Annotated in this window: 20 protein-coding genes; 8 read left to right on the top strand and 12 right to left on the bottom strand. The window is 42.9% G+C overall.

What is annotated here, in order from left to right:
* Positions 1-160: 160 nt before the first annotated feature.
* Positions 161-814, bottom strand: a complete 654-nt coding sequence (locus tag AC1XUD_RS01680) for an alpha/beta hydrolase (protein WP_483359202.1) — start codon at positions 812-814, stop codon at positions 161-163.
* Positions 815-2,384: 1,570 nt separating this feature from the next.
* Between AC1XUD_RS01680 and AC1XUD_RS01685 the strand changes: the two genes are divergently transcribed.
* The 4 genes from AC1XUD_RS01685 (at position 2,385) to AC1XUD_RS01700 (ending at position 6,610) form a co-directional block, all read left to right on the top strand.
* Positions 2,385-2,645: a YdaS family helix-turn-helix protein gene (locus AC1XUD_RS01685; RefSeq protein ID WP_483359203.1), complete on the top strand. Its 261-nt coding sequence runs from the start codon at positions 2,385-2,387 to the stop codon at positions 2,643-2,645.
* Positions 2,646-2,833: 188 nt separating this feature from the next.
* The gene (locus tag AC1XUD_RS01690; RefSeq protein WP_483359204.1) at positions 2,834-3,622 is read left to right on the top strand and encodes a DUF3050 domain-containing protein; all 789 of its coding nucleotides are present in this window, start codon (positions 2,834-2,836) and stop codon (positions 3,620-3,622) included.
* Between the two features lie 314 nt (positions 3,623-3,936).
* Positions 3,937-4,425, top strand: a complete 489-nt coding sequence (locus tag AC1XUD_RS01695) for a (2Fe-2S)-binding protein (RefSeq protein WP_483359205.1) — start codon at positions 3,937-3,939, stop codon at positions 4,423-4,425.
* Between the two features lie 22 nt (positions 4,426-4,447).
* A complete protein-coding gene (locus AC1XUD_RS01700; protein ID WP_483359206.1) occupies positions 4,448-6,610 on the top strand; it encodes a xanthine dehydrogenase family protein molybdopterin-binding subunit in 2,163 nt (720 codons plus the stop codon).
* 73 nt (positions 6,611-6,683) lie between these two features.
* On the opposite strand, the gene AC1XUD_RS01705 is transcribed toward AC1XUD_RS01700, so the two are convergent.
* The 3 genes from AC1XUD_RS01705 to AC1XUD_RS01715 form a co-directional block, all read right to left on the bottom strand.
* Positions 6,684-8,228 carry a phosphatase PAP2 family protein gene (locus AC1XUD_RS01705; RefSeq protein ID WP_483359207.1) on the bottom strand — a complete coding sequence of 515 codons (1,545 nt, stop codon included), beginning with the start codon at positions 8,226-8,228 and terminating at the stop codon, positions 6,684-6,686.
* Positions 8,229-8,320: 92 nt separating this feature from the next.
* Positions 8,321-9,253, bottom strand: coding sequence for a hypothetical protein (locus tag AC1XUD_RS01710; RefSeq protein WP_483359208.1), 933 nt, complete (start codon positions 9,251-9,253; stop codon positions 8,321-8,323).
* Between the two features lie 124 nt (positions 9,254-9,377).
* Positions 9,378-9,902, bottom strand: a complete 525-nt coding sequence (locus AC1XUD_RS01715; RefSeq protein ID WP_483359209.1) for a hypothetical protein — start codon at positions 9,900-9,902, stop codon at positions 9,378-9,380.
* A gap of 227 nt (positions 9,903-10,129) precedes the next feature.
* Between AC1XUD_RS01715 and AC1XUD_RS01720 the strand changes: the two genes are divergently transcribed.
* Together AC1XUD_RS01720 and AC1XUD_RS01725 are read left to right on the top strand one after the other, a co-directional pair.
* Positions 10,130-10,630, top strand: coding sequence for a DUF6265 family protein (locus tag AC1XUD_RS01720; protein WP_483359210.1), 501 nt, complete (start codon positions 10,130-10,132; stop codon positions 10,628-10,630).
* Positions 10,631-10,641: 11 nt separating this feature from the next.
* Positions 10,642-11,166: a DinB family protein gene (locus tag AC1XUD_RS01725; protein ID WP_483359211.1), complete on the top strand. Its 525-nt coding sequence runs from the start codon at positions 10,642-10,644 to the stop codon at positions 11,164-11,166.
* 3 nt (positions 11,167-11,169) lie between these two features.
* On the opposite strand, the gene AC1XUD_RS01730 is transcribed toward AC1XUD_RS01725, so the two are convergent.
* The 3 genes from AC1XUD_RS01730 to AC1XUD_RS01740 all read right to left on the bottom strand — a co-directional run bounded on the left by AC1XUD_RS01730 (position 11,170) and on the right by AC1XUD_RS01740 (position 15,608).
* The gene (locus AC1XUD_RS01730) at positions 11,170-11,658 is read right to left on the bottom strand and encodes a DUF1440 domain-containing protein (RefSeq protein WP_483359212.1); all 489 of its coding nucleotides are present in this window, start codon (positions 11,656-11,658) and stop codon (positions 11,170-11,172) included.
* Between the two features lie 252 nt (positions 11,659-11,910).
* A complete protein-coding gene (locus tag AC1XUD_RS01735; protein ID WP_483359213.1) occupies positions 11,911-13,926 on the bottom strand; it encodes a thioredoxin domain-containing protein in 2,016 nt (671 codons plus the stop codon).
* Between the two features lie 47 nt (positions 13,927-13,973).
* A complete protein-coding gene (locus tag AC1XUD_RS01740) occupies positions 13,974-15,608 on the bottom strand; it encodes a T9SS type A sorting domain-containing protein (protein ID WP_483359214.1) in 1,635 nt (544 codons plus the stop codon).
* 144 nt (positions 15,609-15,752) lie between these two features.
* Between AC1XUD_RS01740 and AC1XUD_RS01745 the strand changes: the two genes are divergently transcribed.
* Both AC1XUD_RS01745 and AC1XUD_RS01750 read left to right on the top strand, forming a co-directional pair.
* On the top strand, positions 15,753-16,211 hold the full coding sequence (locus AC1XUD_RS01745; protein ID WP_483359215.1) for a hypothetical protein: 459 nt from the start codon (positions 15,753-15,755) through the stop codon (positions 16,209-16,211).
* Between the two features lie 79 nt (positions 16,212-16,290).
* Positions 16,291-17,601, top strand: a complete 1,311-nt coding sequence (locus tag AC1XUD_RS01750) for an MFS transporter (protein WP_483359216.1) — start codon at positions 16,291-16,293, stop codon at positions 17,599-17,601.
* A gap of 98 nt (positions 17,602-17,699) precedes the next feature.
* On the opposite strand, the gene AC1XUD_RS01755 is transcribed toward AC1XUD_RS01750, so the two are convergent.
* The 5 genes from AC1XUD_RS01755 to AC1XUD_RS01775 form a co-directional block, all read right to left on the bottom strand.
* Positions 17,700-18,617 (bottom strand): helix-turn-helix domain-containing protein, encoded by a 918-nt coding sequence (locus AC1XUD_RS01755; RefSeq protein WP_483359217.1) that lies wholly within the window; start codon positions 18,615-18,617, stop codon positions 17,700-17,702.
* A 12-nt stretch (positions 18,618-18,629) separates the two neighbouring features.
* A complete protein-coding gene (locus tag AC1XUD_RS01760; RefSeq protein WP_483359218.1) occupies positions 18,630-19,529 on the bottom strand; it encodes an NmrA family NAD(P)-binding protein in 900 nt (299 codons plus the stop codon).
* A 120-nt stretch (positions 19,530-19,649) separates the two neighbouring features.
* Complete coding sequence (locus AC1XUD_RS01765; RefSeq protein WP_483359219.1) at positions 19,650-20,723, bottom strand: hypothetical protein; 1,074 nt, start codon at positions 20,721-20,723, stop codon at positions 19,650-19,652.
* Complete coding sequence (locus tag AC1XUD_RS01770) at positions 20,720-23,044, bottom strand: hypothetical protein (protein ID WP_483359220.1); 2,325 nt, start codon at positions 23,042-23,044, stop codon at positions 20,720-20,722. Before AC1XUD_RS01770 ends, AC1XUD_RS01765 begins: the two co-directional genes overlap by 4 nt.
* Positions 23,045-23,056: 12 nt before the next feature.
* On the bottom strand, positions 23,057-25,297 hold the full coding sequence (locus AC1XUD_RS01775; protein WP_483359221.1) for a hypothetical protein: 2,241 nt from the start codon (positions 25,295-25,297) through the stop codon (positions 23,057-23,059).
* Positions 25,298-25,305: the final 8 nt, after the last annotated feature.

The following is a 25,305-nucleotide window of genomic DNA, read 5'->3' on the forward strand; positions in this document are numbered from 1 at the left end:
CAACGAAGGCTCCAAAAAAATAGAATCGTCTTCGTAATTCAGCAACTGAATTAAAGCAGGGACTTCCTTATAAAACTCCATAAGGATTGTATTGGATAAGGATAGCCGATTAAATCCAATTAAATCAATATCCAATTTGAAACTATTAATTTTCATAGTATTAAAGGGTAAACCGCTCCAAAGTTCCAATAATATGAAAGGGTTCTAAAACTTGAAACAGTTGCATATGTCCGCCTTTATAATTCACATTTATTTGTTGTTTATTCCACAAAATATTGTCAGTAGCTCTGGTTATTTTGTCATCCTGTCCCCAAAAAGCAATGGTTGGGACAACATGGGGTAGGATTTTGGAGTAATTTTGAGGAAGCTTTAAATTTGGTTTGTTTAATCTCTGCAATACGCCATTCAAATTAAGCATTGCTGAATCTAGGACAATAAAATCCGGCTTTTCTCTGGCAGCCATGGGAAAATATCCTCCCATTGAAAATCCCAAAACACCGATTTTCCCTTTTTTCCTAGCCTTCACGTCTTTGAATACTGCCTCATAGTCGGTCAAAAACTCGCTATGAAATAGTAGCGTGCTGTCAATTTTGAAATTTGAGCTTTCACCAAATCCTCTATAATCAAATAGTATTACATCAAACCCACCTTGTAGTAGACCTTTTGTTTGCTGCATATAATACCCCATATTGCCTGCATCACCGGCACAAAGGATTATACATACTTGTTTTTTAAGCGGCGATACAGCTTGAATTTCCCAAACATTTAGGTCAATGTTATCGTGTGTCTTTACCTTATATTCTTTATATTTCATCCCAAAATCGCTGGGACGGTTGTGGTAGATTCTGTCAGGTTTTATCGTAAACGAGTACTGGGAACAAAGACCAATGATTAGAAATAATTTTACAAACACTGCAATCTTCATCACATTTTAAATTTAACTATGCATATTATGAATTGGGCGGATTAAAATACATTAATCTGCCAGGTATTGTTTCAGATTGTGACACAATATTGAGAAATGGGTTTTAAAAATTCTACTACCCTGGTAATAATTTGAGTCATCGATCTCTAATCCAACTGTTTGAATAATAAATCAACATTAAATATTAACGGTTTGCGATGCATATTCTTTTCAATTGTCTCATAATTAGGTAGATATCATTTCTTTCGGTCGAGTCCTTGCGAATTACCAGAAGAATAGTCAACTATTTTGATAGTCCGGTGATTTCGTAGCTTGTCTCAACAGCACTGTCGAAAACTTATTTCAGAGATTGAAAGGTAATAATTGAGCAAGAGCATAAATAATAACCTGCCTTTTAAACGGGTGAGTAAAAAAATGAGTTTTGAGAAGGGATTAGACACCTGCCAGGTGTATCAAATACCGAAGCCTAAAATGGCTGAGAAGTTGAATTCAATCCAGGGAGACATTCATAGCTTCCTGATAAATTCAGTGTAGAGTATCTTAGTTTTCTTCTTAATATTTAATCGTCTAATATGACAATAATAGCGAAGGCCTTCGGGCTGATGAATTTTAAATAATAGTACTTATTCTTAATTAATACGTAAAAACGATAGGTGGTCGTTATTATAACTAAGATTGTGATAAATGTTTCAATAAATACCTCAATAATTGTAGATGTTGCCTGCAATATAAATTATCTTTTATCAAAAATTAAGTTTACCAAAAAGTGTCAAGGTTTCGCGTTAAATAAATCGCTGATATAAATTAACTATTTTCTATCTATACTCGATTGACAAATTGATAGCACTAATTAAAGTGCTACCAATTTGATATCCCGTTGACCAGGTGTTAGTTCACAGGTGGAACAACCACTGGTTCCGGTGTTGCTGCTGGTTGACAGTGCTTAGCCTTGAGGGCCCATATTAGTAAGCAACAGCCACCGCTTATTGCTTCTAGGTTTCCTTTAATTTGTCCTGATTTCTGAGCTCTCAGCTCTTCCAAAGATAATTTTTTCATTACTAAATTTGATTTTAAATAATTGATAAATCAACCTTCCACTTCCTGGCCAGGTATTGTTTCGGATTGGGATGCAATATTGAGGAATGGTTTTTGGACGACCAACTACCAAGGTAATAATTTAGGTTATTGATTTCAGTCTAGTAACGGAGACATAAAAAATCAGATAGTTATTTTAATATCACATGTAAGGTAAAATATAATATTCTGAGAAGTAGGTGATTAGAGAAAAGTGCCGATGGTGAATTTGCTCGACCGCGCTGACAACTGTTTTAATACTTAGAACAGTTCCATATATTTGTTTTCACAACGGTGTAGAAAGCTTCTTTTTGAAAGATTGAAATTTACCAAATTGGTCAGGTTAAAATTAAATGACCTGCCTTTCAAACTTTAAAGTTGCTTTATGACAGCAGAGGAGGCGCTACACGCATATTACGTCGAAAATCAAGTATCGCAGCCCGAAATTGCCGAAAGGCTGAATGTGAGCCAAGGTACAATACATAACTGGCTGAGCGGTAAAAAGAGAATTCCGATGGAGAGGTATCTCATGATTTCGCGGCTTTGCAGTGTTCCCCTATCTAACTTATTGCCGGATAGCTGGAACTTGGTGCTGAGTGATCACGTTTTCTTGGATCAAACGGAAAAGTTGAGGGATAGCAGATAAATTATTTGTTTTGCATCCCTGGAAGAAAAATATTACTCCTATCTAGTACAGAGACGGAAAGATAGGACCCAAAGCAGTCTTGGCAGAGATATAGAGGGTCAAGACAAATTCTTGCTGGAAGTTAAGCAAGTAGATTAGTAAGTCTGAGGTTTTCAGGGATGAGTTGATTAAAGATTTAATAAGAAGTAATGAGTAACCACATAAACAGAATAGCTGAGGCAATCGAGCCCTTGAGGAATGAGATTATCAGTCACCCGCTATATTCATCGATTGCATCGCCCGGGGATTTACGGGTTTTTATGAAATACCATGTTTTCGCGGTTTGGGACTTTATGTCGTTGCTAAAATCGCTGCAAAACGAGCTAACCTGCACATCGGTGCCGTGGTTTCCGAAGGGCGATCCTGAAACGCGGAGCCTCATCAACGAGATTGTGGCTGGAGAGGAATCGGATGTCGACAGTTTTGGGAACAAGAAAAGTCATTTTGAACTATATCTTGACGCCATGGAGCAGTTGGGATGTGATTTGACTCAGATTAATGTTTTTACCGAGGCACTTCAGAATGGAGCAAGCATTGAAGCAGCCTTTGATCTGTGCGGAGCTGAACCGGAAATCAGAGATTTTGTTGGCTACACTTTCCATACCATCCATAGCAAAAAGGACTACCTTCAAGCTGCTGTTTTTACGTTTGGACGAGAAGATCTTATACCTGGAATGTTTGTTTCGATCGTAAATGACCTGAGCGAAAAGTTTCCGGAGCGCATCTCGATTTTTAAATATTACCTGGAAAGGCATATTGAGGTGGACGGAGATCACCACAGCCATCTGGCGTTACAAATGACGGCAAATTTGTGTGGTAACGATAACGAAAAGTGGAATGAAGCGACCAAAGCCTCCGTTTTGGCTTTGCAAAAAAGAATATCGATTTGGAATGGCGCACTCGCAGAAATAACTCAAAAACAGGAAGCTGTTGTTTAAGGAAAATTTCCTGCTTTGGAAGAGACTGAACTAAATTCGGTCTCTTTTTTTGTGATGTACAAATTCTTCCAATTACCGATTCCGAATCTGCGGGAACATTTTCAGGAGGCAAATCGTGTCGTTCAGGCGGATAAGGTTGATTTTCATCGATAATCGTTCCAGAGCTATTTTAGGTATTGTGTATTTGAGGGTTTTTTAGTTAATTTTAAGTAGTTAACTATTGATTTTTGAGTTACTTTTTGTGCTGGAATTGAGCCATATTCCGCTGATTTAGAAGTCTATATTCACCATCATTGTATCTTGATTTTATTGCTATGAGCATTTACAATCTAAGCGTAAATAATAAAAAAATTAAAGTTGACGTAGATCCCGATATGCCTTTGCTTTGGGTTGTACGTGACTTTGTGGGCCTGAAAGGAACCAAGTTTGGTTGCGGAATGGCATTATGCGGCGCATGCACCGTTCATGTAAATGGGCAGCCGACAAGATCCTGCGTAACTGCAGTATCGACATTGAATAAGTCTGATAAGATTACAACCATAGAAGGTATTGGCGAAACACAGCTACATGCTGTTCAGAAAGCATGGATAGAAGAACAGGTTCCGCAATGCGGGTATTGCCAGTCAGGGCAGATAATGGCGGCCGTGGCTTTGATTAAAGAAAAACCTGATCCTACCGATGCCGATATCGATACTGCGATGGCGGGAAACCTTTGTCGCTGCGGTACCTATGACCGAATTCGAAAAGCGATTCATAGAGCAGCTGATTCTATGAAAGTTAGCGGTAACCTGGGCGGTAAATAACTCACTTCAAACTATATCGACTTTGAAAAATATACAAGCTACAAGAAGAGATTTTCTTAAAGTTTCCAGTCTGACATCGTTTGGGCTGGTACTTGGGGTTTCTTCATTTGCAAAAAATGCCGTCGTAACCAAAATTGCTCATGCGGCGATTAAGCTGGAAATTAATCCATTTATTATCATTGATACGGCCGGGAACATATCGCTCATCAACCCTCGCCCTGATATGGGACAGGGCTCCACTCAGGCGGTTCCTTCTCTGCTAGCGGAAGAACTGGAAGTGGCGTTAGAGAAGGTATTGATTTTACAGAGCGACGGAAAAGATAAGTACGGAAATCAAACAGCCGGGGGAAGTAGTTCCGTGAGAGGACTCTGGATGCCGATCAGAAAGGCGGGTGCGGCGGCAAGAGAGATGCTGACGACCACTGCAGCGTCGCGTTGGGCAGTTCCGGTTACGGAATGTAAAGCGGAAGATGGTAAAATCATTCATATTCCATCAGGTAAGACATTCACGTATGGTGACCTTGCCGACGAGGCTTCCAAACTTGAAATTCCTAAAAATCCGAAATTGAAAGACCCAAAAGATTTCAAGATCATTGGGAAATACAACAAACGACTGGACGTCCCTGAACGTGTGACCGGACAAGCCGTTTACGGAATAGACATCGATGTGCCAGGCATGGTCTATGCTGCGATTGCATATTCCCCTGCCATACACGGCAAAATTGTTTCTATCAACGACGCTGCTGCTCTTAAAGTGAAAGGGGTGACCAAAGTTGTTCGTACGGAGAGGAAAATGCCGCATCGGACAGCTGAGGCCGTTGCTGTTATCGCGACAAATTGGTGGGCAGCGCTGAAGGGTAAAAAGGCTCTGGAGGTCAAATGGGATGATAGTGCCTTCAAAAAATCGATAGATACTGCCGATTATTTCGAAAGAGCATATGCAGCCTCCAAAAAAGAGGGAGTGAATTTTGAGGAAAAGGGCGATTTCGGTGCCAAGTATACTGCAGCCGCTCAAAAACTTGAATCGGTATATGAGACGCCATTTTTGGCTCATGCGCCGATTGAGCCTGAAAATGCAGTCGCTCATGTCAAGGAAGACGGAAGCATCGAGATATGGGCGCCTATTCAGGGGCCAGACTGGGCTTTGCGTGATGTATGTTCTTATATGAATGTGAAGCCGGAACAGGTTAAGATCAATGTAACTTTGTTAGGAGGAGCTTTTGGCCGAAAGGCGTATCATGACTTTTTGCTGGAGGCATGCTCACTTTCCAAGGAATTGAAAAAACCTGTGAAAGTAATATGGACCCGCGAAGATGATATTTCACAAGGGCCATACCGTCCTGGTATGCTAAGTCATATGCAGGGGTTTGTCGAAAATGGAAATGTTGCCGGCTTTCATCACCACGCAATTGGAGAATCTATTTTAGGCCAGGTTTTTGGTGGCTTGAAGAGTGACGAAGCTGATGGATGGGTTGGCGAGGAGCTAAGTGTTGAAAACAATAAATACCATTTTGGGACGGCTTCTAAAATCAGCTGGACGAATGTAAAAACAGACATTCCTGTAGTTTGGTGGCGTTCGGTATATGCGTCCAATTTTGGTTGGGGACAGGAATGCTTTATGGACGAACTGATTCATTTGGCTGGTAAAGACCCGCTTAAAGCCAGAATGGAAATGATCGGGGATGAACGTTTTAAAACCGTGCTCAAAACTTTAGGAGAAAAAACGGGTTGGGATCAAAAACTGCCGTCTGGCAGTGGTCGTGGGTTGGCAGTGTTCAAATCTTTTGGAAGTATTGCCGCTTGTTGTATCACAGTTTCGAAGGAAGGCACTGGCGTGAAAATTGATAAAGTGGTTACTGTTCTGGATTGCGGGCATTACGTAAATCCTGACAATGTGAAGGCACAGACAGAGGGTAATATCGTGATGGGAATTACGGCTGCTATCAAAAACGGCATTACTTTCAAAGATGGCGCGTGCGAGCAAAGCAATTTCCACCAGTATAATATCATGCGTCTCAACGAAATGCCTCCCATAGAAATCCATATCGTCGATAGTGGAGCTGAACCGGGGGGAGTAGGGGAGCCGGGCTTGCCGCCTGTGGCTCCTGCGTTGGGAAATGCGATTTTTGCGGCAATTGGCAAAAGGGTGAGAAAGCTTCCTTTCGATATATACAATATAGTTTAAGCTAAACCGAACCAATACTAAAAAAGCGGCTTTTGTTTGTCAAAGCCGCTTTTTTATTGTCGCTGAATCGAATTTATTCTGCTCCGTCTGTTTTTGCTCTTTCTACTGCAAAAGAACCAACTTTGTGGCCAGTTTCAAGTCCCGCTTCACAATCAAAACGGTAGTGTATCAAACCGTAAATTCTTGATAAAGAGGCTTCGAGCGCCATTGCATTCAGATCTTTTGCCTTGTCTGGGAAAATGTGAGCCAGCACTTCCGCCGCCGCTCCCGAAAACATTGAATGTCCGGATGTGTAGGACGGGAAGTTGGGAAGACCCACCGATGTCCGAACTTTCCTGTTCATTTGGTTCGGACGAGGATAATAATAATAGTATTTAGCATCCCAGCAGCATATACCGGCATCTTCCATCGCAGTTCCTACCAATGCTAAAGTCCTTGCGGTACGCACCTCGCTAAACTTGTTGTCGTGAGCAAGTGTGGCTGCTCTGCGGTGCCAGTGGCCGGGAGGAGTATAACTTCCCACCCCATCAGACCAATAGCTTGCAATCCGGGCCTGCTCACGGGTTTGCTTCTTTGCAACTTCGAGAAGTTCATCTATATTGGCCTGATATTCAGTACTTCCAAGCGCGGGTGGAGGCAATGGTCTTAGTGTGGCCACTGTAGCTTTGCTAAAATTCCATGGCAAAACCTCACCGAAAGTCGGCAACATTGGAGGGCGAAGCGGCAACTCCTGACTGATCCATGGCTCCGTTACTCCAATAGCCTTGGCGTTCGCAATCATTTCAGCTGTTTTCGCCTGGTTATTGGCAGCACCCATTCCGTCCGTTTTGGCTCTTGCCATCACTTTTTCTCCAACTGATTTACCTAACGCCGCACCGGCATCTATATCGCTTTGAACATTCATCCCAGCCAATATTCGCGCTGCTTTGTGCTCTGCAAGTTTAGCGTCCAAAAACGGAACCTCGCCCGGAAACATGGCTTTCAATATCATATAAGAAGCTTGAGCTACGACGGCATCCTCTGAAGGGTATGCAGGAAGGTCTGTTTCCGGCAATGAGGTCACGATCGACTCATCCACTTTCGCCGGGGCTTTACGGTTGTATTTGAATTTATATTTCCATGCACTCACCAACGCGTCATATTGAGCCACACTCAGATAAGCAAGCGCACGCGAAGTATACGGAGGATTCGCAAACGGAAACTTCGGGTCCGCGAGTGGATTTGCTGCATCAGGAACAGGGTATTTCCCCTCTGCATTGGAGGCAGGAGGAAGGTTGTAACGGGCTGAAAGTTCTCTCGCAATTTCATTCCACCGATATACAGCACCAGCGCCCCAGTAATTGATTTGTTCTTTTTGCTGACCGGTAATTTTGGTCATGGCATCTTTTACTGCCTTTATTTCAGCCTGATATTCAGCTGAATTTGTAGCCGTGGGCTCTGGAACGCTAAACTCTTCTGCACTTGAGAGCAGATATGGTTTCCAGTCTCCTGCGTCGGCATCAAGGCCGGAAGGGTTGCTGATAGATGCGGACGGTTCATCAACTGTTTTTGAACAAGCAAATGTCAAAAATGCAATCAATAATGCCGCATATGTCGATTTATAAATATTGAATATCATGGGTGTCTTGTTAGCTTTTATTTTCCTTACTGCAGGATGTTAGTTATCTGTAAATCAGCGGATCGTTTCGAGTTTAGTAAACTCAAAGATTCCTATTGCTTGGATGATTTGATATAATAGAACTGGTATAGCACACCAACAGAAAAGGCGGTGGTTTGTGCTACGTTGGTTCCATCGATGACATATGATGCGCGTGCATTTATACCTAGATGCTTTGGCTGAAATTTGGCATAAACACCTACGGTAGTTGCCTTCATATTGTTAGTAGGGAAAGGCATGTCGTTGCGGCGGATATCGTCACCTCCATCACACCCTGTACGCTCGTAAAACGCTTCTGCCTGAATACCTCTTTTCAGATATCCGGCCCGGGCAGAGAAGTCATATGCATTGGGTACACTAACTTTATTGGTATAATAAACCCTGTCACCAGATTGATACGCGTCTCGGTCTATTTGGATGTTGCTCCTGAAAATGTAACTTCCTGAAACGGTCGCATAAGCTCCCGATTTGTGCCGATAACTTGCCATCAACCGCGCTGTTGCAGTTTTGCATTGAATACCGATAGACATCGGGAGGAAGTCCGGAATATAATTCGTCAAAGGCAAAGAACCACCACCAATTGCATGTAACGACAATCCGTTTTTATTTAGAAAACGATATTTAACAAAGACTGAAAGGTCCTGAACACCTTTTTGCCATTTCAGGTTTCCTGCACTAGCCTGGGTCCACATATAGGGTGCTCCAATAATCAGGTTTAAGTTGTTGGTAAACCCAACCGCGATCATGGGCATCACTGATTGGGTGGTAAGGGTACCAATGTTCTGATTTTCTCTTTTCAATTTGTTCTCCCAATATTTATCCCACGAACCATGCCCATAACTCATTGCAATACAAGCCTGGTTTTTGTTCATATAGATAGCATCGTTCGGCATTTGAGCGAAAACCTTCGCGCCGATTAATAGTAGGGGTATGGCCAGGATCAGCAATTGTCTGCAAATCCGGTTAACAGGTATAAAGTCTGTCATATATCGTTTCTGAAAAATGGTGATTACCGTTTTTACGGTATTAAAACTTATAGCCTACCAGCCGCTTCCCCACCCAAACGCGGAAAGATGTAGCGATTAATGTAAGCAATTTAGAATCAGGATTTTAACAAACCTCAGGAGGTGGCGATAAGTGACTGTATTTTAAAGTCTCATACAGATTGGTAAATTCGCGAAACAAATTCCGCTGGGTGGACGCAATATTTTCAACCATATAGTTTGAGAAGATATCCTTTTTTGTATTAAGGTATACCTTAACCAAATTGCTCAACAATTTGACAGGGTCCGTCGGCGAATTTGTTTTGGATTCCTGATGCGAGGCGTTCTGAATTTTGTCAGCAAGCTCAAAAAAGCGGTCCCTTGCATTCAGATTTGATTTTAACGTTACGTACAAGGTGTCGTTTTCGAGCAGAATGTTGGTCGTATTATAAAATTGACCATCGCTTTCCACAAGCCCTGGAAGCCCATCCTCGTTTTGCCAGCTACTGGTATATGGCAGGGAAGGAACTTCAAATTTCATGATCTTCCATTGGTCCCCGGCGGCAGCGGTGGTGGCAGATTTAAAATCATTTTTGAAAAAAAGAACAGCGAAGCTCAACCCGAGTGTGTTGTAGAGCAGCAGAGCAAGCATTAATGTGGCTGTTATCCTTCCCAATGTTTTGGTAATTTTCTATACAAAATTATAAAAAAATGAGGGACAATAACAAGCTTCCTCGTCTGGATGGCCTGATAAACATATATATTAGTAAATAAACTACGGGCACATTATGAATATTTGCCAATAGGCTTGCCTCTTTGCTATTTCATTAGGTATATTTAGTTGAGCTTTTTCCCTCAATTTGTAATCATATTTTTACGATGGAACGTAATGGACTATATGTCGCCGGATATTCCTTTGCGATTTTGATAGCTGTATGCTGTTTGGGAATGCAGAGTGATAAGGGTTTTTCAAAAACGGACTTCGAGAAACTGCATATTTTATTGGGAAAGTGGAAAATGGTGAAGGGGGCTTCGGCAGTGTTTGAAGAATGGAAGATGGATAAGGGCAATCAATTGAAAGGGCTAAGCTACAAAGTAACTGGATTGGATACGACCTATTTGGAAACGGTTCGCCTATTTCATCATAAACAAAAAATAATTTACGCGCCCACGGCTTACGGTCAGAATGGTGATATGGAGGTGCCGTTTGGACTAGTGGATATAGAAGGAGACAAATTTACGTTCGAAAACGCAAAGCATGATTTTCCACAACAGATTGTATACGAGGCAGTTGGTCAGGATTCAATTCACGCTTATATTCTTGGGACAATCGACGGAAAGTCCCGCCGTTCCGATTATCATTTTTCAAAAATTAAATAAATCACTCTGTTATGAAGAAATCGGATATAAACCCGATGCCCCCTTTTTTTGATAGGTATATTAATCTGGCCGAAGATATTGATTTGCTTGAAGGCCTTCGGAAATATGCTCCGGAGAAAGTGTATCAGGAAGTTGAAAAAATTAAACTTTTAGGAGACTGGGTATATGAACCCGGGAAATGGACGGCGAGGGATATACTTCAGCATGTAATTGATAACGAGCGTGTTATGGCATATCGCGCATTACGGTTTTCCCGAAACGATAAAACGGTTCTGCCTGGCTACGACGAACAAATATTTGGGTCAAATACTATAGCCGCCGATCGCTCTATTGACGATTTGCTGGATGAGTTTAAGGAGGTGAGGGCGTCAACTATATCCCTGTTTCGGTTTATGGACGAAGATATGCTGGTAAGAACCGGAACGGCATTCACAACCGAAATTTCCCCTCTGGCTCTTGGCTTTGTTATAATAGGACATCCGATTCATCACATGAATATCCTTAGTCAGCGGTATTTTCCGCTTTTGGAACAATGAAATTTACTTTTTTGAAAGTGGGGAGGCTCCTGTCGGTATGATATATGCTATGGGAATCCCCACTGCAACTATTAATATGCTCATTCCCAGTGCGATCAATAGCGGGTTTTGGGGTGGTAGCGAGCCGAAAGTAGCTGGTAAAACGATTAGGTTCATGATCAGCCATATGGTGATACCATAGAAAATGCCGCTGATCAGCCGTTGTTTTCTCAAAAAATCAATATAGGAAATAAGAATAAAGTAAAAAGCAGAAAAAAGGAAGGTATTAAGAAAATGAAATGCGAGACCTGCTAGCGCCATAAGGATTCCGCCCTCGAAAGCCGATTTGCCAAAAACACCACTTGCGATATATTGCAGAAGCCGGATGGGACTCGTCTGTTCCATGATGAGCGCATAAACAACAATAGCAAAAACGATATCAAAGGTGCCGGCAAGAAGAGTCGCGCTCAATATTGCTTTAACCGACAAGTTATTGATTCTAAATCTGCTCATCGCTGACCGGAAAGTTTGGGAGTTGTTTGAAATTACGAATTTGAGGAGATTTTCGCAAGCTTGTTTGTTAAACGCGGGGTTTAAGGAAGTTCTGCGTGGAGTTACGCAAAGTTTTTTACTACGAAATCAACCATGTCCCGCGTCTCCACGGGACCCATTTATCAACTTCCAAAAAGTCCCGCAGCGACATGGGGCACGGTCGGATTTATCAGCGAAACTCCGTGTCAAACTCCACCACTCTGCGTTTAAAACCTACGAAGCCACAATAATATCCAGCGCATCTTCGACAGTCGTCACCGGCAACTGGCAGGTTTTGTCATAACACACATATATTGCAGTTTTGCCATTCATATCCGATCGGTTGACCAGCAGGGGCAAGTCGGAGGAGGAGAGAGTTCCCATCACTATTTTGTTGGGAATGAAAAAGCGATCCAGATCTTTCCTCAAACTTTCAAAATCTTCTCCGATAATGGCTATTTCAGCGGTGGGTGAAGCTTTCAGACAATAAAGTGCCGCCCAGTTGGTGGCCCATTGCACATCGGCCAGGAGAATCTTCCTCATTTTTGAAAGCATTTCATCTGAGTACTTGATGTAGTCTTTTTGATCCAGCATCATGCCCAAGTAATGCAGGTTATGCGCCATAATAGAGTTAGAGGCTGGAATTACATTGTCAAAAAGCTCCTTTTTCCGGGCGATGAGTTTTTCTCCGTCGATATCTGTAAAACTGAAATATCCTTCTGAATGGTCATAAAAATTACTGATCGTATATCGGATTAACTCATCCGCGAACTTCAGCCATTTTTCCTCGAATGTGATCTGATATAAACCGAGATATCCCTCGATTACCGCCGCATAATCTTCCAGAAAACCTGTGATGCTGGCTCTGCCATTTTTATATGAGTGAAGCAGTTTAACTCCAGAAGTCATTTTTTGGGAGATGAATTCTCCGGCATTCACCGCCAGATTTCGAATGTTTTCGTCACCAATAGCCCGATATGCGTCAGTCAATCCTTTAATTAACAGCCCATTCCAGCTCGCAAGGATTTTATCGTCCAGTCCGGGCCTTATTTTTTGTGCCCGAGCAATTGAAAGTTTCTCCAAGGATGATGCATATCTTTTTTCCAGATCGGGGATATCGATTCCTTTTTGATGGGCAGTTTGTTCGACAAACTGGGTGAGGTGCAAATGGTTATATCCATGCTCCCAATTTCCTCTTTCGCTGATATTATAAAGTTTGGCGAACCATGAAAAATCCTCGCCGAGGATTGACTCAAGCTCCGCTTTCGTCCATATGTAAAATTTGCCTTCAACTCCCTCACTATCAGCATCCAAGGCCGAATAAAAACCGCCTTCCGGACTTAGCATTTCTGTGCTCAGCCACTGAACCGTCTGAGTTATTCTATCATGATATAACTCGTTTGCTGTAAGGCTGTAAGTTTCTGCATATATGCTCAGAAGCTGAGCATTATCATAAAGCATCTTTTCAAAGTGTGGTATAAACCATTCATCGTCAACAGAATACCGTGCCCATCCGCCACCGACGTGATCATATATTCCGCCTAATGCAATTCGATCCAGCGACAACTCGATTTGGGAAAGTGCTTCCGGATGTTGGGTCGTATCGTAATATCTGAGCAAAAATTTATAAATCGATGGCATCGGAAATTTGGGTGCCCGGTTCATCCCACCTTTGATATCGTCAAAATTTTGCTTCAATTTTTCGAACATCAGATCCAGTTCATCAATCGTAAAAGGATCAGCAGTATAATTGAGCCCATATTTTTGTGATTCGGATTCAACCATGTTCTGGACAAAACCAGTTGCCGAATTAACCAATTCTTCATAATGCCCGGTGAACGCATTGTTTACGCTTCCCAGCAGCTGAGTCCAATTTTGGGTCGGTAAATACGTCACCCCATAAAAAGGTCGGGTATCTGGTAAAAGAAAAACATTCAATGGCCAGCCGCCACGCACGCCCATCGCCTGTACGGCATCCATATATACGGAATCCACGTCAGGCCGCTCTTCCCGATCCACTTTGATACATACAAAATGTTCGTTCATCACATCTGCAACACGCTCATTTTCAAAACTTTCGTGCTCCATTACATGGCACCAATGGCAAGCCGAATAGCCAATACTTACCAGAATAGGCTTATTTTCCGTTTTGGCTTTGGTCAATGCTTCTTCACCCCAGGGATACCAGTCGACAGGGTTGTTGGCATGTTGTAAAAGATATGGGCTGGTTTGTTGAGCGAGACGATTCATGGGATTTTGGTTTAAATGCACGATCTGAAAAAGATGTGGCGTGGGTATTATTGAGCAACCACCACTTTGCGTGTGATGGTGCTTTTCTCTCCTTTGAATCTGGCAAAATACATGCCATGTGGCAGCTTTGGCAAAATCAAAGAGGTTCTGAACTCAGGACTTTGAACAGTAATTGTTTGTTTTTCAAACTCTTGTCCCCGGTGGTTAACGAGTGTGAATTCCACTGAAGAGCCGGTTTTAAAACCTGACAATACCGCATTGAGTTCGTAACTCACCGGATTGGCAAAAACATAAACATCAGTAGCGTCTGGCTCCAGTCCGGTGACGGTGTCGTTCATATCAAATTTACAAAGGAAAATTTCCTTGCCCGTAACTGATATCGTTCTGGTCCATTGCTTGTAGTTCAAAGTAATGGAAGTTTGCTGATTATCAGCTGCATATGGGTTCTGTGCCGCGATCAGGATTTCATTGCCTTTAGCGACACCACGCCAAACCGGATTTTGAAGTTCCATATTTTCCCGGGCGGACATCGGTCTGACCAATTCGTAATTGCCCTGAAACATATCTTTAAATTCCGAAAGTCGATATAGGCCATAAATAAAGTGCTCATATGCAGCGTAATTTTCCTGACGATCCCCCGGATAAGAAGGATTTTCCCATAACCAAAGTCCCGCTGCGCCCGCGAAGAATGGGAAAATGGCCGTTGCTTCTGCTACAAAAGGTTCAACAAAAGGCGTCGTCGGGTCATAGCTATCATGTATCCGTAACCAAACCAATGGAACAATCGGCTTATCACTCCAGGCGCGGTTTACCTCGATATGGAAAAGCAGATAGGAGAGGTAATCCTTTCCAAAAGGGTTATTGTAACCATAATAATAGTATATCGAAGGTGAAAGCAGGGAGTGTTCATTATAGTAACTTCCACCGATTTTACCGCTATCGTCTTGGGCGAGATAATGCGTTCGGGCCGGGTTGGTCGTCCAGTCCGTCCACGTGTTTGCCATGATATTGATCCAGGTATTCCGAACGGGCACGTCGCTGTAGCTCGTCAATGGTATATTAGGACGTTTAGCCTTGAATCTCTTCATAGCTTCCGTATACCACCAGCGAATATCTCTTTTGTATGTGGTCAGAAAGTCGGCGTCATTCAGGTTTCGGTAGGCTTGAGGGATCGCTGAATTGCTCTTTAATGCCAGAATATCCTTGTCTTCACGTTGCATTCTTTCGATATCCAGACAAACCAGGTCTGCGTCATATATAGAGGCTGCATAATTGTCCCAATAATTGCGGTATGCAACCGTATCATTTCCCCACGGGCTGCAAAGTTTGGAATCGGCCCATGGTTGCGTCACTCCGCTATTTGTTGCAACGCCATACCAAAGGTTGGCGCGTTGAGAAGGGGCCAGAGAGCCGGGTTCGGACCCGCTGAAAGTCGCAAGTTGGCTAAAACCATGTTTTATAGGCTGAGATTGCGTATCTCCGAAACGGGGAGCATTGTATATGATTTTAAATGGAAGGCTGAATTCTGGAAATTTGTTCCACTCAATCGTGTTGTTTGACGTAACCGGCGTTAGAGAAAAAGAGGGTTGGCAATTTTGTGCAAAGGTATTTATATGGCTGGCTATCAGTAATATAAATATACATAGTGTATGGCCGTATGCTAATTTGGTATTGTACATCATATCAATTCGTGAAACAAATTCGTTAACTTTGAAGGAATTTGAGTTAAAAAAGAAACCGCAAGGTAAAACTTTGGAAATATAATATAACCAATTTTCTCAAATACAAGCGTCACTATTCAAACGATATACTAGCCAGAAACCACAATGAAAAATTTTATTAATACCTTTTTCTTTTTAGCCCTAGCGATCTCGATTTTCTCATGCGGAAGCAAGGATGATCCTGGAACGCCTACGCCGGCGGAAACTGCAAAGGCCAAGATACTAGTAAATTATCCATGGAAAATGACGGCTGTCAAGGATCTTTCCGGGAAAGTAATACCAGCAAATCAGCTAAACACTTTGACTCAGGCACTACCTACCATGGAAATTCTGTTCCAGGCTGGAAATAAGGTGGTTGCAAAAGATGAGGCACTGCAGTTCCCTAATGGGGGAACCTGGTATCTGATTGAAAACGAAACAAAGCTTGATATCAATATTACTGGCTTCGCCGGAAAGTTCGGGGTAGAGGAATTGACAAGCAGCAAAATGAGGCTAAAAAGTTCGATGCCCGTGAATGGCGTGGATCAGGAGACGATCATGGAATTCGCTCCGGTGATCAAATAAATTTTTTTGATACTTATATATTGAAAGCGGCGGAATTATCCCGTCGCTTTTCTTATTTTGTATCGAATGGTTTCAATATATGGAAAAGAACAACCCTAAGATCATCCGCGCCTGGTGTATGTACGACTGGGCTAACTCGGTTCATGCGCTAGTTATCGTATCAAGTATTTTTCCGGTTTATTTCAATGCCGTTGCTTTGAAAGCTTCCGGGGGGCATGAGATGGAGTTTCTGGGTTTTCATATCAAAAGTTCGGTATTGTTTTCTTATACCGTGTCAACGGCATTCCTGCTGACAGCCTTAATGATACCGCTTTGTACTGCCATTGCTGATTATTCAGGCAAGAAAAAAAGCTTCATGAAGTTCTTTTGCTACCTCGGGGCGGTGAACTGCATGCTGTTGTTTTTCTTTACCAAAGAGACACTCACGTTAAGCGTTATTTTATTCGGATTAAGCCTTGTTGGATGGAGTGGGAGTATCGTTTTCTATGACTCCTATTTGCCTCAGATAGCCACGGAAGACAACTACGACAGGGTTAGCGCGAGAGGGTTTTCAATGGGTTATTTCGGGAGCGTATTATTGATGCTGTTCAATCTGACGATGATTTTGGCACCGCATTGGTACGGCATAACTGACAAAGCAATGCCTGCGCGAATCAGCTTTTTTACGGTGGGTGTATGGTGGATATTGTTTGCGCAGATACCTTTTAAGCACTTGCCAAATACTCCCGGCAATCAGCGCGGAACTCCGGGGAGATGGATTTTTAACGGATTTAAGGAGTTAAAAACCGTGTTTTCCGAATTACAGCAACAACCTTATCTGGCCAAATTTCTGGCAGCATTTTTTATATATACCATGGGTTTGCGTACAGTCATGTACGTGGCAACAATATTTGGTGCTTCTGAGCTCAAGTTGCCATCCGATACCTTGATTATCACTGTTTTATTAATTCAATTGGTTGGGATTGCAGGCTCTTTCTTCTTTGCCTGGTTATCATCTCAAATCGGCAATGTATATGCATTGATGATTGGCGTTACGATATGGATAGGAATCTGCGCAGGGGCATATTACACGCAAACAGCCGGGGAGTTTTACGTTGTCGCCTGCGCGGTAGGTATGGTTATGGGTGGCTTGCAATCGCTTTCCAGATCAACATATTCCAAGCTTTTGCCAACAGAGACGAAAGATACGGCGTCCTATTTCAGTTTTTATGATGTCACAGAAAAGTTTGCGATCGTAATCGGAACCTTCATTTACGGTGGCGTAGAGCACATGACAGGCAGTATGCGGAATAGTATTCTAGCCTTGCTGGTGATATTTGTGTTGGGTTTGATATTGCTTTCCCGGATACCTTCGCGCCGTATATATAGCTACGAGATGGAGGAAAGTTAGGGACGAATTTTGTGAGATTTTGATAGGAGTATTGTCCGGGAGTTGTTATTTTATTAGTAAAGGCCTTAACGGTTCGGTTTTAAATTTCGTTGGCAAAACTAATTAAACGACTGTCGGAATTTGAGCGGAGAAACGGCAGTTTTTGTTTTAAATAGCTTACTAAAAGACTGAGAATGCCCGAAGCCTAATTCATATGCAATCTCGCTCACGGACAAATTCGTTGTCGATAATTTTTCTTTTGCTTTATCTATCAACTTATTATGAATATGTTGTTGTGTGCTCTGCCCTGTCAAGAGTTTAAGCATAGCACTCAGATAGTTGGGAGAGATATTCAACTTTTCTGCCACATATTGTACTGTTGGTAATCCTTTCTCGGCGAGCGCGTCGCTGTTGAAGTATTTTGCCAATAAATCTTCCATTCCATCCAGAATTTGATGATTCGAAATTTTTCGGGTGATAAACTGACGGTGGTAAAATCGCTCGGAATAGTTTAGCAGCAGTTCAATTTGCGCAATGATAATCTGCTGACTGAACTTGTCAATATTCGAATGATATTCCTGTTGGATGTTTTGCAGGATACCGACGATAATTGACTCTTCCTTATCCGAAAGAAACAGTGATTCGTTCACCGAATAGTCGAAATACTCGTATTGTTTAATGGTTTTGGCCAAAGGCGTGTTCCATAAAAAGTCGGGGTGGAGCAACAACATCCACCCCGACTGATTAATAGTGGTATCTTCTTCAACCTCAATTCTCAGAACCTGGCCTGGAGCCATAAAGAACATCGTTCCTTCATTGAAATCATATTCTTGCTGGCCATACTTCATTTTAGCAGTGAAATTACGCTTCAAAGCAATTGAATAGAAATCTTTTACAAAACTGGCCTCCTTGCCCGGTAATCTGTTCATCGTGTCCACATTAATGACGCTGATCAACGGATGCTCCGGTTTCGGCAAATTTCTATATTGATGAAATTCACTGATCGTTTTAAATCTTATAGGTTGCGTGCTAGCCATATCCGAAGTTAGCTATTTGTTGTTGAACACGGCCGCGAATTCTTTGGCAAAATCGACCAGCTTCACCTTACCCATATTTTCCGGTTTATTGTGATTATAATCTTCTGCAAGTTTACCATTGTAAAGACTGCCATACATTTCAACCAAACCGGCGGCGATGTTAGGGTTCATTCCAAAGGATTTTAAGCCATTTTCGGTCTCTTCGTCAGAAATAAGAACCCATTTTAAATCAGGTTCTCCGATAGCTTTGCCTAATATACTTGCAGTTTCATCGCCCGTCAGTTCTTCGCTTGCCACATAGCGCACTTTTCTACCTTTCGCTGGCGTTGAGAGTTCTTCGGCAACTGCCGCCGCAATATCTGCGGGAGAAACCCATGGAATTGTGTGATCGGCACCATAATTAGCTGCGATAACGCCACCATGTTTGATCATATCAATATACCCAAATAAATTGTAGTAAAATGAGGTAGGCCGCATATGCGTTATCGATACTTCAGAAGGAAGACGATTGAGAATAGCTTCCACGTTGTGAGCTCCCCGCAAAATGCCGTTGTCCTTTTCCATATGCGCTCCGATTGTACTAAGATTGACAACGCGTTTTACGCCAGACTCGGCGATGGCCTTTGCATAATTGTTGCCTATTTCATGGTAGTGAGCGAAGATATCAAGGCTTTGATCCAGATAGTTACCCGGCGGTACCATGGTATAAACAGCATCCGCACCAGCGAAGGTGGCTGACAGAAAATTCCAGTCTTTTAATGTGCCGATGGCGGCCGTAGCACCCAGTGCTTCAATGTCACTTTGTTTTTCAGCCTTGCTGCTGATCACCGTTACGGTGTGACCTTTTCCTATCAATTCCTTAGCCAGCGGGTGGCTGATATGTCCCAACGATCCTGTGATTACAATTTTCATGTTTTTTCTGTTTTTTGATGATGCAAAGTTGGGCAGCATTCAATAAACAGATGTAGCCTGATCTACTATTGTTGTAGTCGAAAAGAAGGATTACTGACAACAATGTGCTTCAAGGTATTGTCAGGCAGTCCAAAACTCATTCACCTTATCAATTGTATAGATCGCATATCCACGACTTTCAGGATCTTCTTCGATCCCTACGTGGATCTTATAAAAGTTGATAATATTGGAGAAGTCGGCACCATATACCGTGCTGTTTCGGGGAATGATCATAACCGGATGTGGTGCGTAATGTCCGGAGTAGCTTCGTTCATAATCTGAATATGTGCCGAGATATCCGGCAATGCATTTGATACCGGTATCCCCAACAAAACGACCGGGATACGTTCTGCGAATACCCCTTTTTACATACCCTTTCAAATCTGCGAGCGAACGTGTGAAGGTAGTTTGAGAATTGTCGGTTGGGAAAAACGCTCTGTCAACGTCGTAATATTCGTTTACGAAGGTACCGTTTACCGTAATCGTGAAGGTATCCGAATCCACCAGATTGGCCATTGGTTTACTCTTAAATTCACGGGTTTGCATAAATTTGTAAAGCGTGTCAAAATAGGCACGCGGAAACAGACAACCCCAGACCCAGGCATATCCATCTGACGCGAAAGCGGCACGAAAATTTTTCCAGTCAGCTTCGGGCATATTCTCTGGGAGAAAATCTTTGGTACGGCCGTCGCGATCCCATGGGTCGCGGGTGTTGGCAGTATCGCCTGAGGAGAACTCGCTTCGTTGAAATGAATTCAGGAGGATCGGCCCACCAAACCAGCCATGACCGATGAGACTCAGTTCGAAAAGTGAGCCTGGTTCGGTAGCACCCAGATTGATAACATATTGGTATATAGTCGTAATCGACATCAGATTATTTTCCTGCTGTTTTAAATGCGACTCAGTATAGTGGTTTCTGCGATTGACAGCATCATTTGACTGGGATTCAAGAACCCAGGTTCCTGCGCCCGGCGTCGAGTTATTTCGTTCAATGCGACCATTTTTGACGTCAAATTTTACGAAGACAACATCAGAATCATTGCGCCAGTCAGGATGCAGATCGAGCAGATTTTGCCTTCTTTGATCGGCCGATTGAACGAACGTTCCACCGTTCTGATATTCATATCCGGCAACAAGCAGTATGTATTTTTTCATGGCTGAATTTTAACGATTAACTGATTTTCTTCAATTACACTAAACTCTCCTTTTTCTTTACTCCCGTCCTGAAAACGCTTCACCAATCTCCACTGGACTTTTTCACCGGGGTCGAAAATCTTAAGTATTGGGGCAGGGACATTGGCCCCTGCGAATACAAGTGAATCTTGTGTTTCGATGCCGCCATTGGTTCGTTTTAGTTCCACGGTAAGTGTCTTCAATCCCAATGCATCGGGCGACGGTCCTATCCATTCAAAACTTACCTTTCGGATGGTCGTATTTTTCAAGTCAATAACGAGGGCGTTGGTAGCTACCGGCCCGTCGCTGATATCAAGAATTTTACCTTCTTTGGTAATTGCGGTAGCTTTAAATGATATCTTGTCTTTTTCCGAATGTAGCAAAACGTCGATATCGCTGGTGTCGAAAGCAGGTCCTTTGATTCGGTAAAGATCTTTCAGCGGATCAGTCAAATCGGGCGAGTTGATGATTATTTCAAGCAGAATCTCAACCACTGCATCGTTCTTACCTGCAATAACCGGAATGATTTTAAACGTTGACCGAAGAAATGGTTTATTAATAATTACTTCGTTATCAAGTAAATAGGATGGCGCTGTGCTGATCGAAGGTCGCTGATCACTATAGAAGAAATTTTTAGTAACCTCAAGATCCAATGCATCTTTATCTTTCCCTCTAACCGACAGCAAACCGTTTTTATGCGTTTCGTCAATAATGATAGTTTCTGACTCAATCACTTCTCCAGCGTTGTTTTTCAACTTGACAGACACGTCGACAGTCTTGATCTCATCGAATGAGATGTTTCCCTCCCGAATTTCTACACGTCTGAAAAAGATATAGGTATCCGGATATATATTGAGTGATTCGCTGGTACTGAAAGTAGGTGGTGTAACAATTTCGGCCGGACTGATGATATCCGTTTTATTGGTATCATATACAAACCGCAGCTGATAAAAATAACCGATCGGCTCCGTTCTCTCACAGTTCCAGGCAATGGAAAGCAGTCCGTTGCTTTGCTTGTTGAAGCTCACATTCTTGAGCGGCGCTGCACCGTCAGGTAATGAAAACCGACCTTCTTTCACATTCTCTTTGACTCCATCCTTAGCTCGCCAAACGATTAGTTCGACGTTTAAAAGATCGCTTTCAGGTAAGGTAAAATCATATACTAACTGAATTTTCAGAACCTGCTCGCGCCATATATCGCTGAAAACAACATGTTGGATATACTGGTCGCGATTCGCCTGAATCTGTTTTCCAAAAACCCATAAATGAGATTGCGGATTATGAGTTCTGGTCACAGTCGAACGCTCCCGGAAATCGACATCGATCACCTTGTCATGGGATATCTTTTCCGATGTAAAGCGATATGCAACACCAACCGTTGGCACCAGACCGGCCGCGGTATTTGCTGCTGCGCCGGCGACTGCGGCCCCAACATTGGGTGTCTGAGGATTTACATATGGCCTGAACATTTCCTGTAAGATGCTCGTTTTGAAATCTTTAACCATTTCGTCGATCATCTTTTTGGTCTCGGCATCTTCCGCCTGGCTCAGAACCTCTATCTTCATATCACCATCTTCAATCAGTTTTCGGGTAACCCACTCAAGTTCAGCTCCCAACGAAAATTTGACATAGTAAGTGAACTCTGCTTTGATGCCGAGCTGATGAGATACGCTGTCGTAACATCTGCCCAGATTGGCCCATATCCGAAGGTCGAGTGCCGGACGAATGGCGAGATATTTCAAGTCATATAGTACCCCCGCGACGTTGCCTGCTTCGCCTTCAAGTCCTGCCAACGTGAGTGCGGTGCCCCTTCTGTCGAGTCTGACATTGAATATGCTTTTCAAATCGGAAGACATCAGCGACGGTTTGTTGGAGCCGATGATACTTTTTACAAATGAGTCTCTATCAATGGATGTTTCTTTGGTTGTAATCGAATCCAGCACCATCAGATTGACGCTGCCGTCCGTCCATGGCGGTAAGGTTGCACTCAGATTTTCAGGAAAAACAGCGCTTCCTTTCAATTTTGCCATCGCCTTTTCCAGGCGTTTGGGAGCGACTGCGCACTGGATACCTAGGGACAATATCGACCCTGCCGATTTTCGCAGATCGTCCAGACTGCCCTCGATCGTGCCGCCTTCGTTAAAAACCTGAAAGAATAATTCGTACAAACCTTCAGCTCCTGCGCCGGTTTGAGGAGCCAGACTTACTTCGTCGGGAAAATAGTAGACCAGCGAGGTCAGTTCGTGGTCGCCATAGAAAATTACACCTTCGTGTATGCCAAGTGGTTTCGAAAGATCGAGCATAATATTGTTCTTTTACCAAATGTTGTCGGGGAGTAATATATTGATGCTTTCGAGCTTCTCTGTCACCCAATCCGACTTATAATTATCTCCACTGCTGCTTTTGGCTCTGATGCGATATTTGTATTCCTTTTTGGTGAAATCTGGCATTGAATGCCTGAATTCCACCTTATCGCCTTTTTTCTTAAAAATCAGCCTTTCGCTCACGGCGTTAATGTTGTTTTTGCTATCCTCATAAGTGATTTCTACACTGGCTTGCTGTATATCCTTGGCCGTGAAATCAGGTGCGGAAGCTAGTGTTACGCGTATGATGCGCTCGGGAACAATCTGGTCGGTGATGACGAGAATACCATCTTCATTTCGTAACCAAGGACCATGAACGACATTCGCGTTGGTGGTTAGCCGTGTTACCTTATAATCAAATGTTTGTGCGGGGGTATCGAGACTTGTGGCCGCAATGAGCTTATTATCAGTCGCATCCTTTGTGAAATCGAACTTCATCGTGATTGGATCAGTTCGCTCGGCGTCTGTAATTCGAGTTTCCAAAATGATCTTGCTGGTCGTTTCCCAATCGGCGTTGCAAATCAGATCGACCGACCATTTGTTTTCAAATGGATTCGGAATGAAAAATATTTCGTTGGATATATCCGTCACCTTGTTTTTCAATTCTTTGGAAGCAGAAATGAAATATGTGAGGTCTAGATCAAATTCAATCGGCAGAAGTTTGCTGACTACGACGGTCAGCGGTTTTTGTTCATTTAATGATTTTTTGAAAAAGTAGGTATGCTTTAAAAACGGTGACTTGTCAGTTTTGTTAACAACCGCCAAATCCGCCTGAACGACCGTGACGTGCTCGAAAATATCGGTGTCATCAAGAATAATATTGATCGTCCGGGTTTCGAAATATTCTGGGGCGTTGAAATAGACATATGGATTATCAATCGGCGTCCAGTCGGTTACGAGCTGATCCGGCATATTAATCGACTCACTGTCAATGTATATCGTCGCCCGGTATTGATAGCTGTATGTTTTTTCCTTGTCACGGATAAAGCCCAGTTGCTGAGCCAGTTCCTTGTCATTATTGAAAACAAACGACTGGCTGATTTTGGTTTTTTGGGTATCGACTTCCGTTACTTTGCAGTCAATCATGACCGATTTGATATTGGTAGTACCAAACGTATCGGCAGCCAAACGGATATCCACTTTCTGATCCAGAAACGGTAGTTCGTCAAGCTTGATCCATTTTATTTTATCCTTAATTCCACCGGCCGCTTTGATCAGAGACGGGAGCAGGGCCTGCGGATTGAACGGATAAGTTTTTACGTTTTTTTGCGAAAGATTAATGATCGTTTTGGAAAGATGAGCCTCATCGATATTCCGACGAATATGGTGCGAACCGATAGCGATTGCAGAAACAACCCTGCTGACGCCATTTGCAATCCGATCTTCCCACTTCGAAGAAGCACTTAACGGCGATGATGCTGGCTGGAAAAGTTTTTTAATTACCTCGGTTTTCAGCTCATTCAAAAGCGTTTTTAAGGCATCTGCTTTTATTACCGGATCCAGTTCCTGGATTTCAACCTGTATCGCGCTTGTTTCTGTCAATTTGTCAACCGTAGCCGTAATCTCGTCGGTATAGAAAATCAGGTTCAGCTTGTCAAATTTCTCAAAATGATGATATACCGAACTCCAGTCGACCGTCATTTTGGCCTTAAAAACAGGGGCTATACCTGTGATCTCCAATTCATAATTGACAGACGCGGCGACCGTGTCCGAGTTCAACGCGGCAATTAGCAGCTGCGCGTCCTTTCCCGTGGCACGAATAACCAGTGAGGCAATGTTATCTCCAAAAATTGAAGGTTTAACTTCCTGAGTAACAAACCATTTTTTTGGATCTGGCTCGTCACCCGCCGCGGCCAGGATCAGGAATACTTTTCCGGCGTATACTGGTGCTGATACCAAAGATTTAGCCTCTTTTCCCCATTCTTTTTTGATGGATTTTAAAGCCAGGTCCCGCTGCGTATCTGATATCTCAAGACCGACGTCCATCACCAGACTGGCTTCCAGAATGGCTTCCGTTTCCGGACCCGCACCCGATTCACGCAGTATCGCAAAAGCGTCAATTTTGGGATCGCCATTCTGATCTTTCATGATAACCGGCTGGTTACATGCATAATAGAATGTATCCGGATCCAGATCGTCAGTGAATATCGTCAAGTCGCCCGCTTCCAGAAACGGTGGTTTATAGTTCAGCATAATTCAAA

The organism is Dyadobacter sp. HNCC25DJ184, assembly GCF_056895215.1.

What these genes read in the sequence shown, in the direction of transcription:
- AC1XUD_RS01685 (WP_483359203.1), top strand. Translation starts at nt 2,385, where the DNA reads ATGACAGCAGAGGAGGCGCTACACGCATATTACGTCGAAAATCAAGTA.
- AC1XUD_RS01730 (WP_483359212.1), bottom strand. Translation starts at nt 11,658, where the DNA reads ATGAGCAGATTTAGAATCAATAACTTGTCGGTTAAAGCAATATTGAGC.
- AC1XUD_RS01760 (WP_483359218.1), bottom strand. Translation starts at nt 19,529, where the DNA reads ATGAAAATTGTAATCACAGGATCGTTGGGACATATCAGCCACCCGCTG.
- AC1XUD_RS01775 (WP_483359221.1), bottom strand. Translation starts at nt 25,297, where the DNA reads ATGCTGAACTATAAACCACCGTTTCTGGAAGCGGGCGACTTGACGATA.
- AC1XUD_RS01755 (WP_483359217.1), bottom strand. Translation starts at nt 18,617, where the DNA reads ATGGCTAGCACGCAACCTATAAGATTTAAAACGATCAGTGAATTTCAT.
- AC1XUD_RS01735 (WP_483359213.1), bottom strand. Translation starts at nt 13,926, where the DNA reads ATGAATCGTCTCGCTCAACAAACCAGCCCATATCTTTTACAACATGCC.
- AC1XUD_RS01740 (WP_483359214.1), bottom strand. Translation starts at nt 15,608, where the DNA reads ATGATGTACAATACCAAATTAGCATACGGCCATACACTATGTATATTT.
- AC1XUD_RS01750 (WP_483359216.1), top strand. Translation starts at nt 16,291, where the DNA reads ATGGAAAAGAACAACCCTAAGATCATCCGCGCCTGGTGTATGTACGAC.
- AC1XUD_RS01770 (WP_483359220.1), bottom strand. Translation starts at nt 23,044, where the DNA reads ATGCTCGATCTTTCGAAACCACTTGGCATACACGAAGGTGTAATTTTC.
- AC1XUD_RS01680 (WP_483359202.1), bottom strand. Translation starts at nt 814, where the DNA reads ATGAAATATAAAGAATATAAGGTAAAGACACACGATAACATTGACCTA.
- AC1XUD_RS01705 (WP_483359207.1), bottom strand. Translation starts at nt 8,228, where the DNA reads ATGATATTCAATATTTATAAATCGACATATGCGGCATTATTGATTGCA.
- AC1XUD_RS01715 (WP_483359209.1), bottom strand. Translation starts at nt 9,902, where the DNA reads ATGCTTGCTCTGCTGCTCTACAACACACTCGGGTTGAGCTTCGCTGTT.
- AC1XUD_RS01710 (WP_483359208.1), bottom strand. Translation starts at nt 9,253, where the DNA reads ATGACAGACTTTATACCTGTTAACCGGATTTGCAGACAATTGCTGATC.
- AC1XUD_RS01765 (WP_483359219.1), bottom strand. Translation starts at nt 20,723, where the DNA reads ATGAAAAAATACATACTGCTTGTTGCCGGATATGAATATCAGAACGGT.
- AC1XUD_RS01695 (WP_483359205.1), top strand. Translation starts at nt 3,937, where the DNA reads ATGAGCATTTACAATCTAAGCGTAAATAATAAAAAAATTAAAGTTGAC.
- AC1XUD_RS01745 (WP_483359215.1), top strand. Translation starts at nt 15,753, where the DNA reads ATGAAAAATTTTATTAATACCTTTTTCTTTTTAGCCCTAGCGATCTCG.
- AC1XUD_RS01690 (WP_483359204.1), top strand. Translation starts at nt 2,834, where the DNA reads ATGAGTAACCACATAAACAGAATAGCTGAGGCAATCGAGCCCTTGAGG.
- AC1XUD_RS01720 (WP_483359210.1), top strand. Translation starts at nt 10,130, where the DNA reads ATGGAACGTAATGGACTATATGTCGCCGGATATTCCTTTGCGATTTTG.
- AC1XUD_RS01725 (WP_483359211.1), top strand. Translation starts at nt 10,642, where the DNA reads ATGAAGAAATCGGATATAAACCCGATGCCCCCTTTTTTTGATAGGTAT.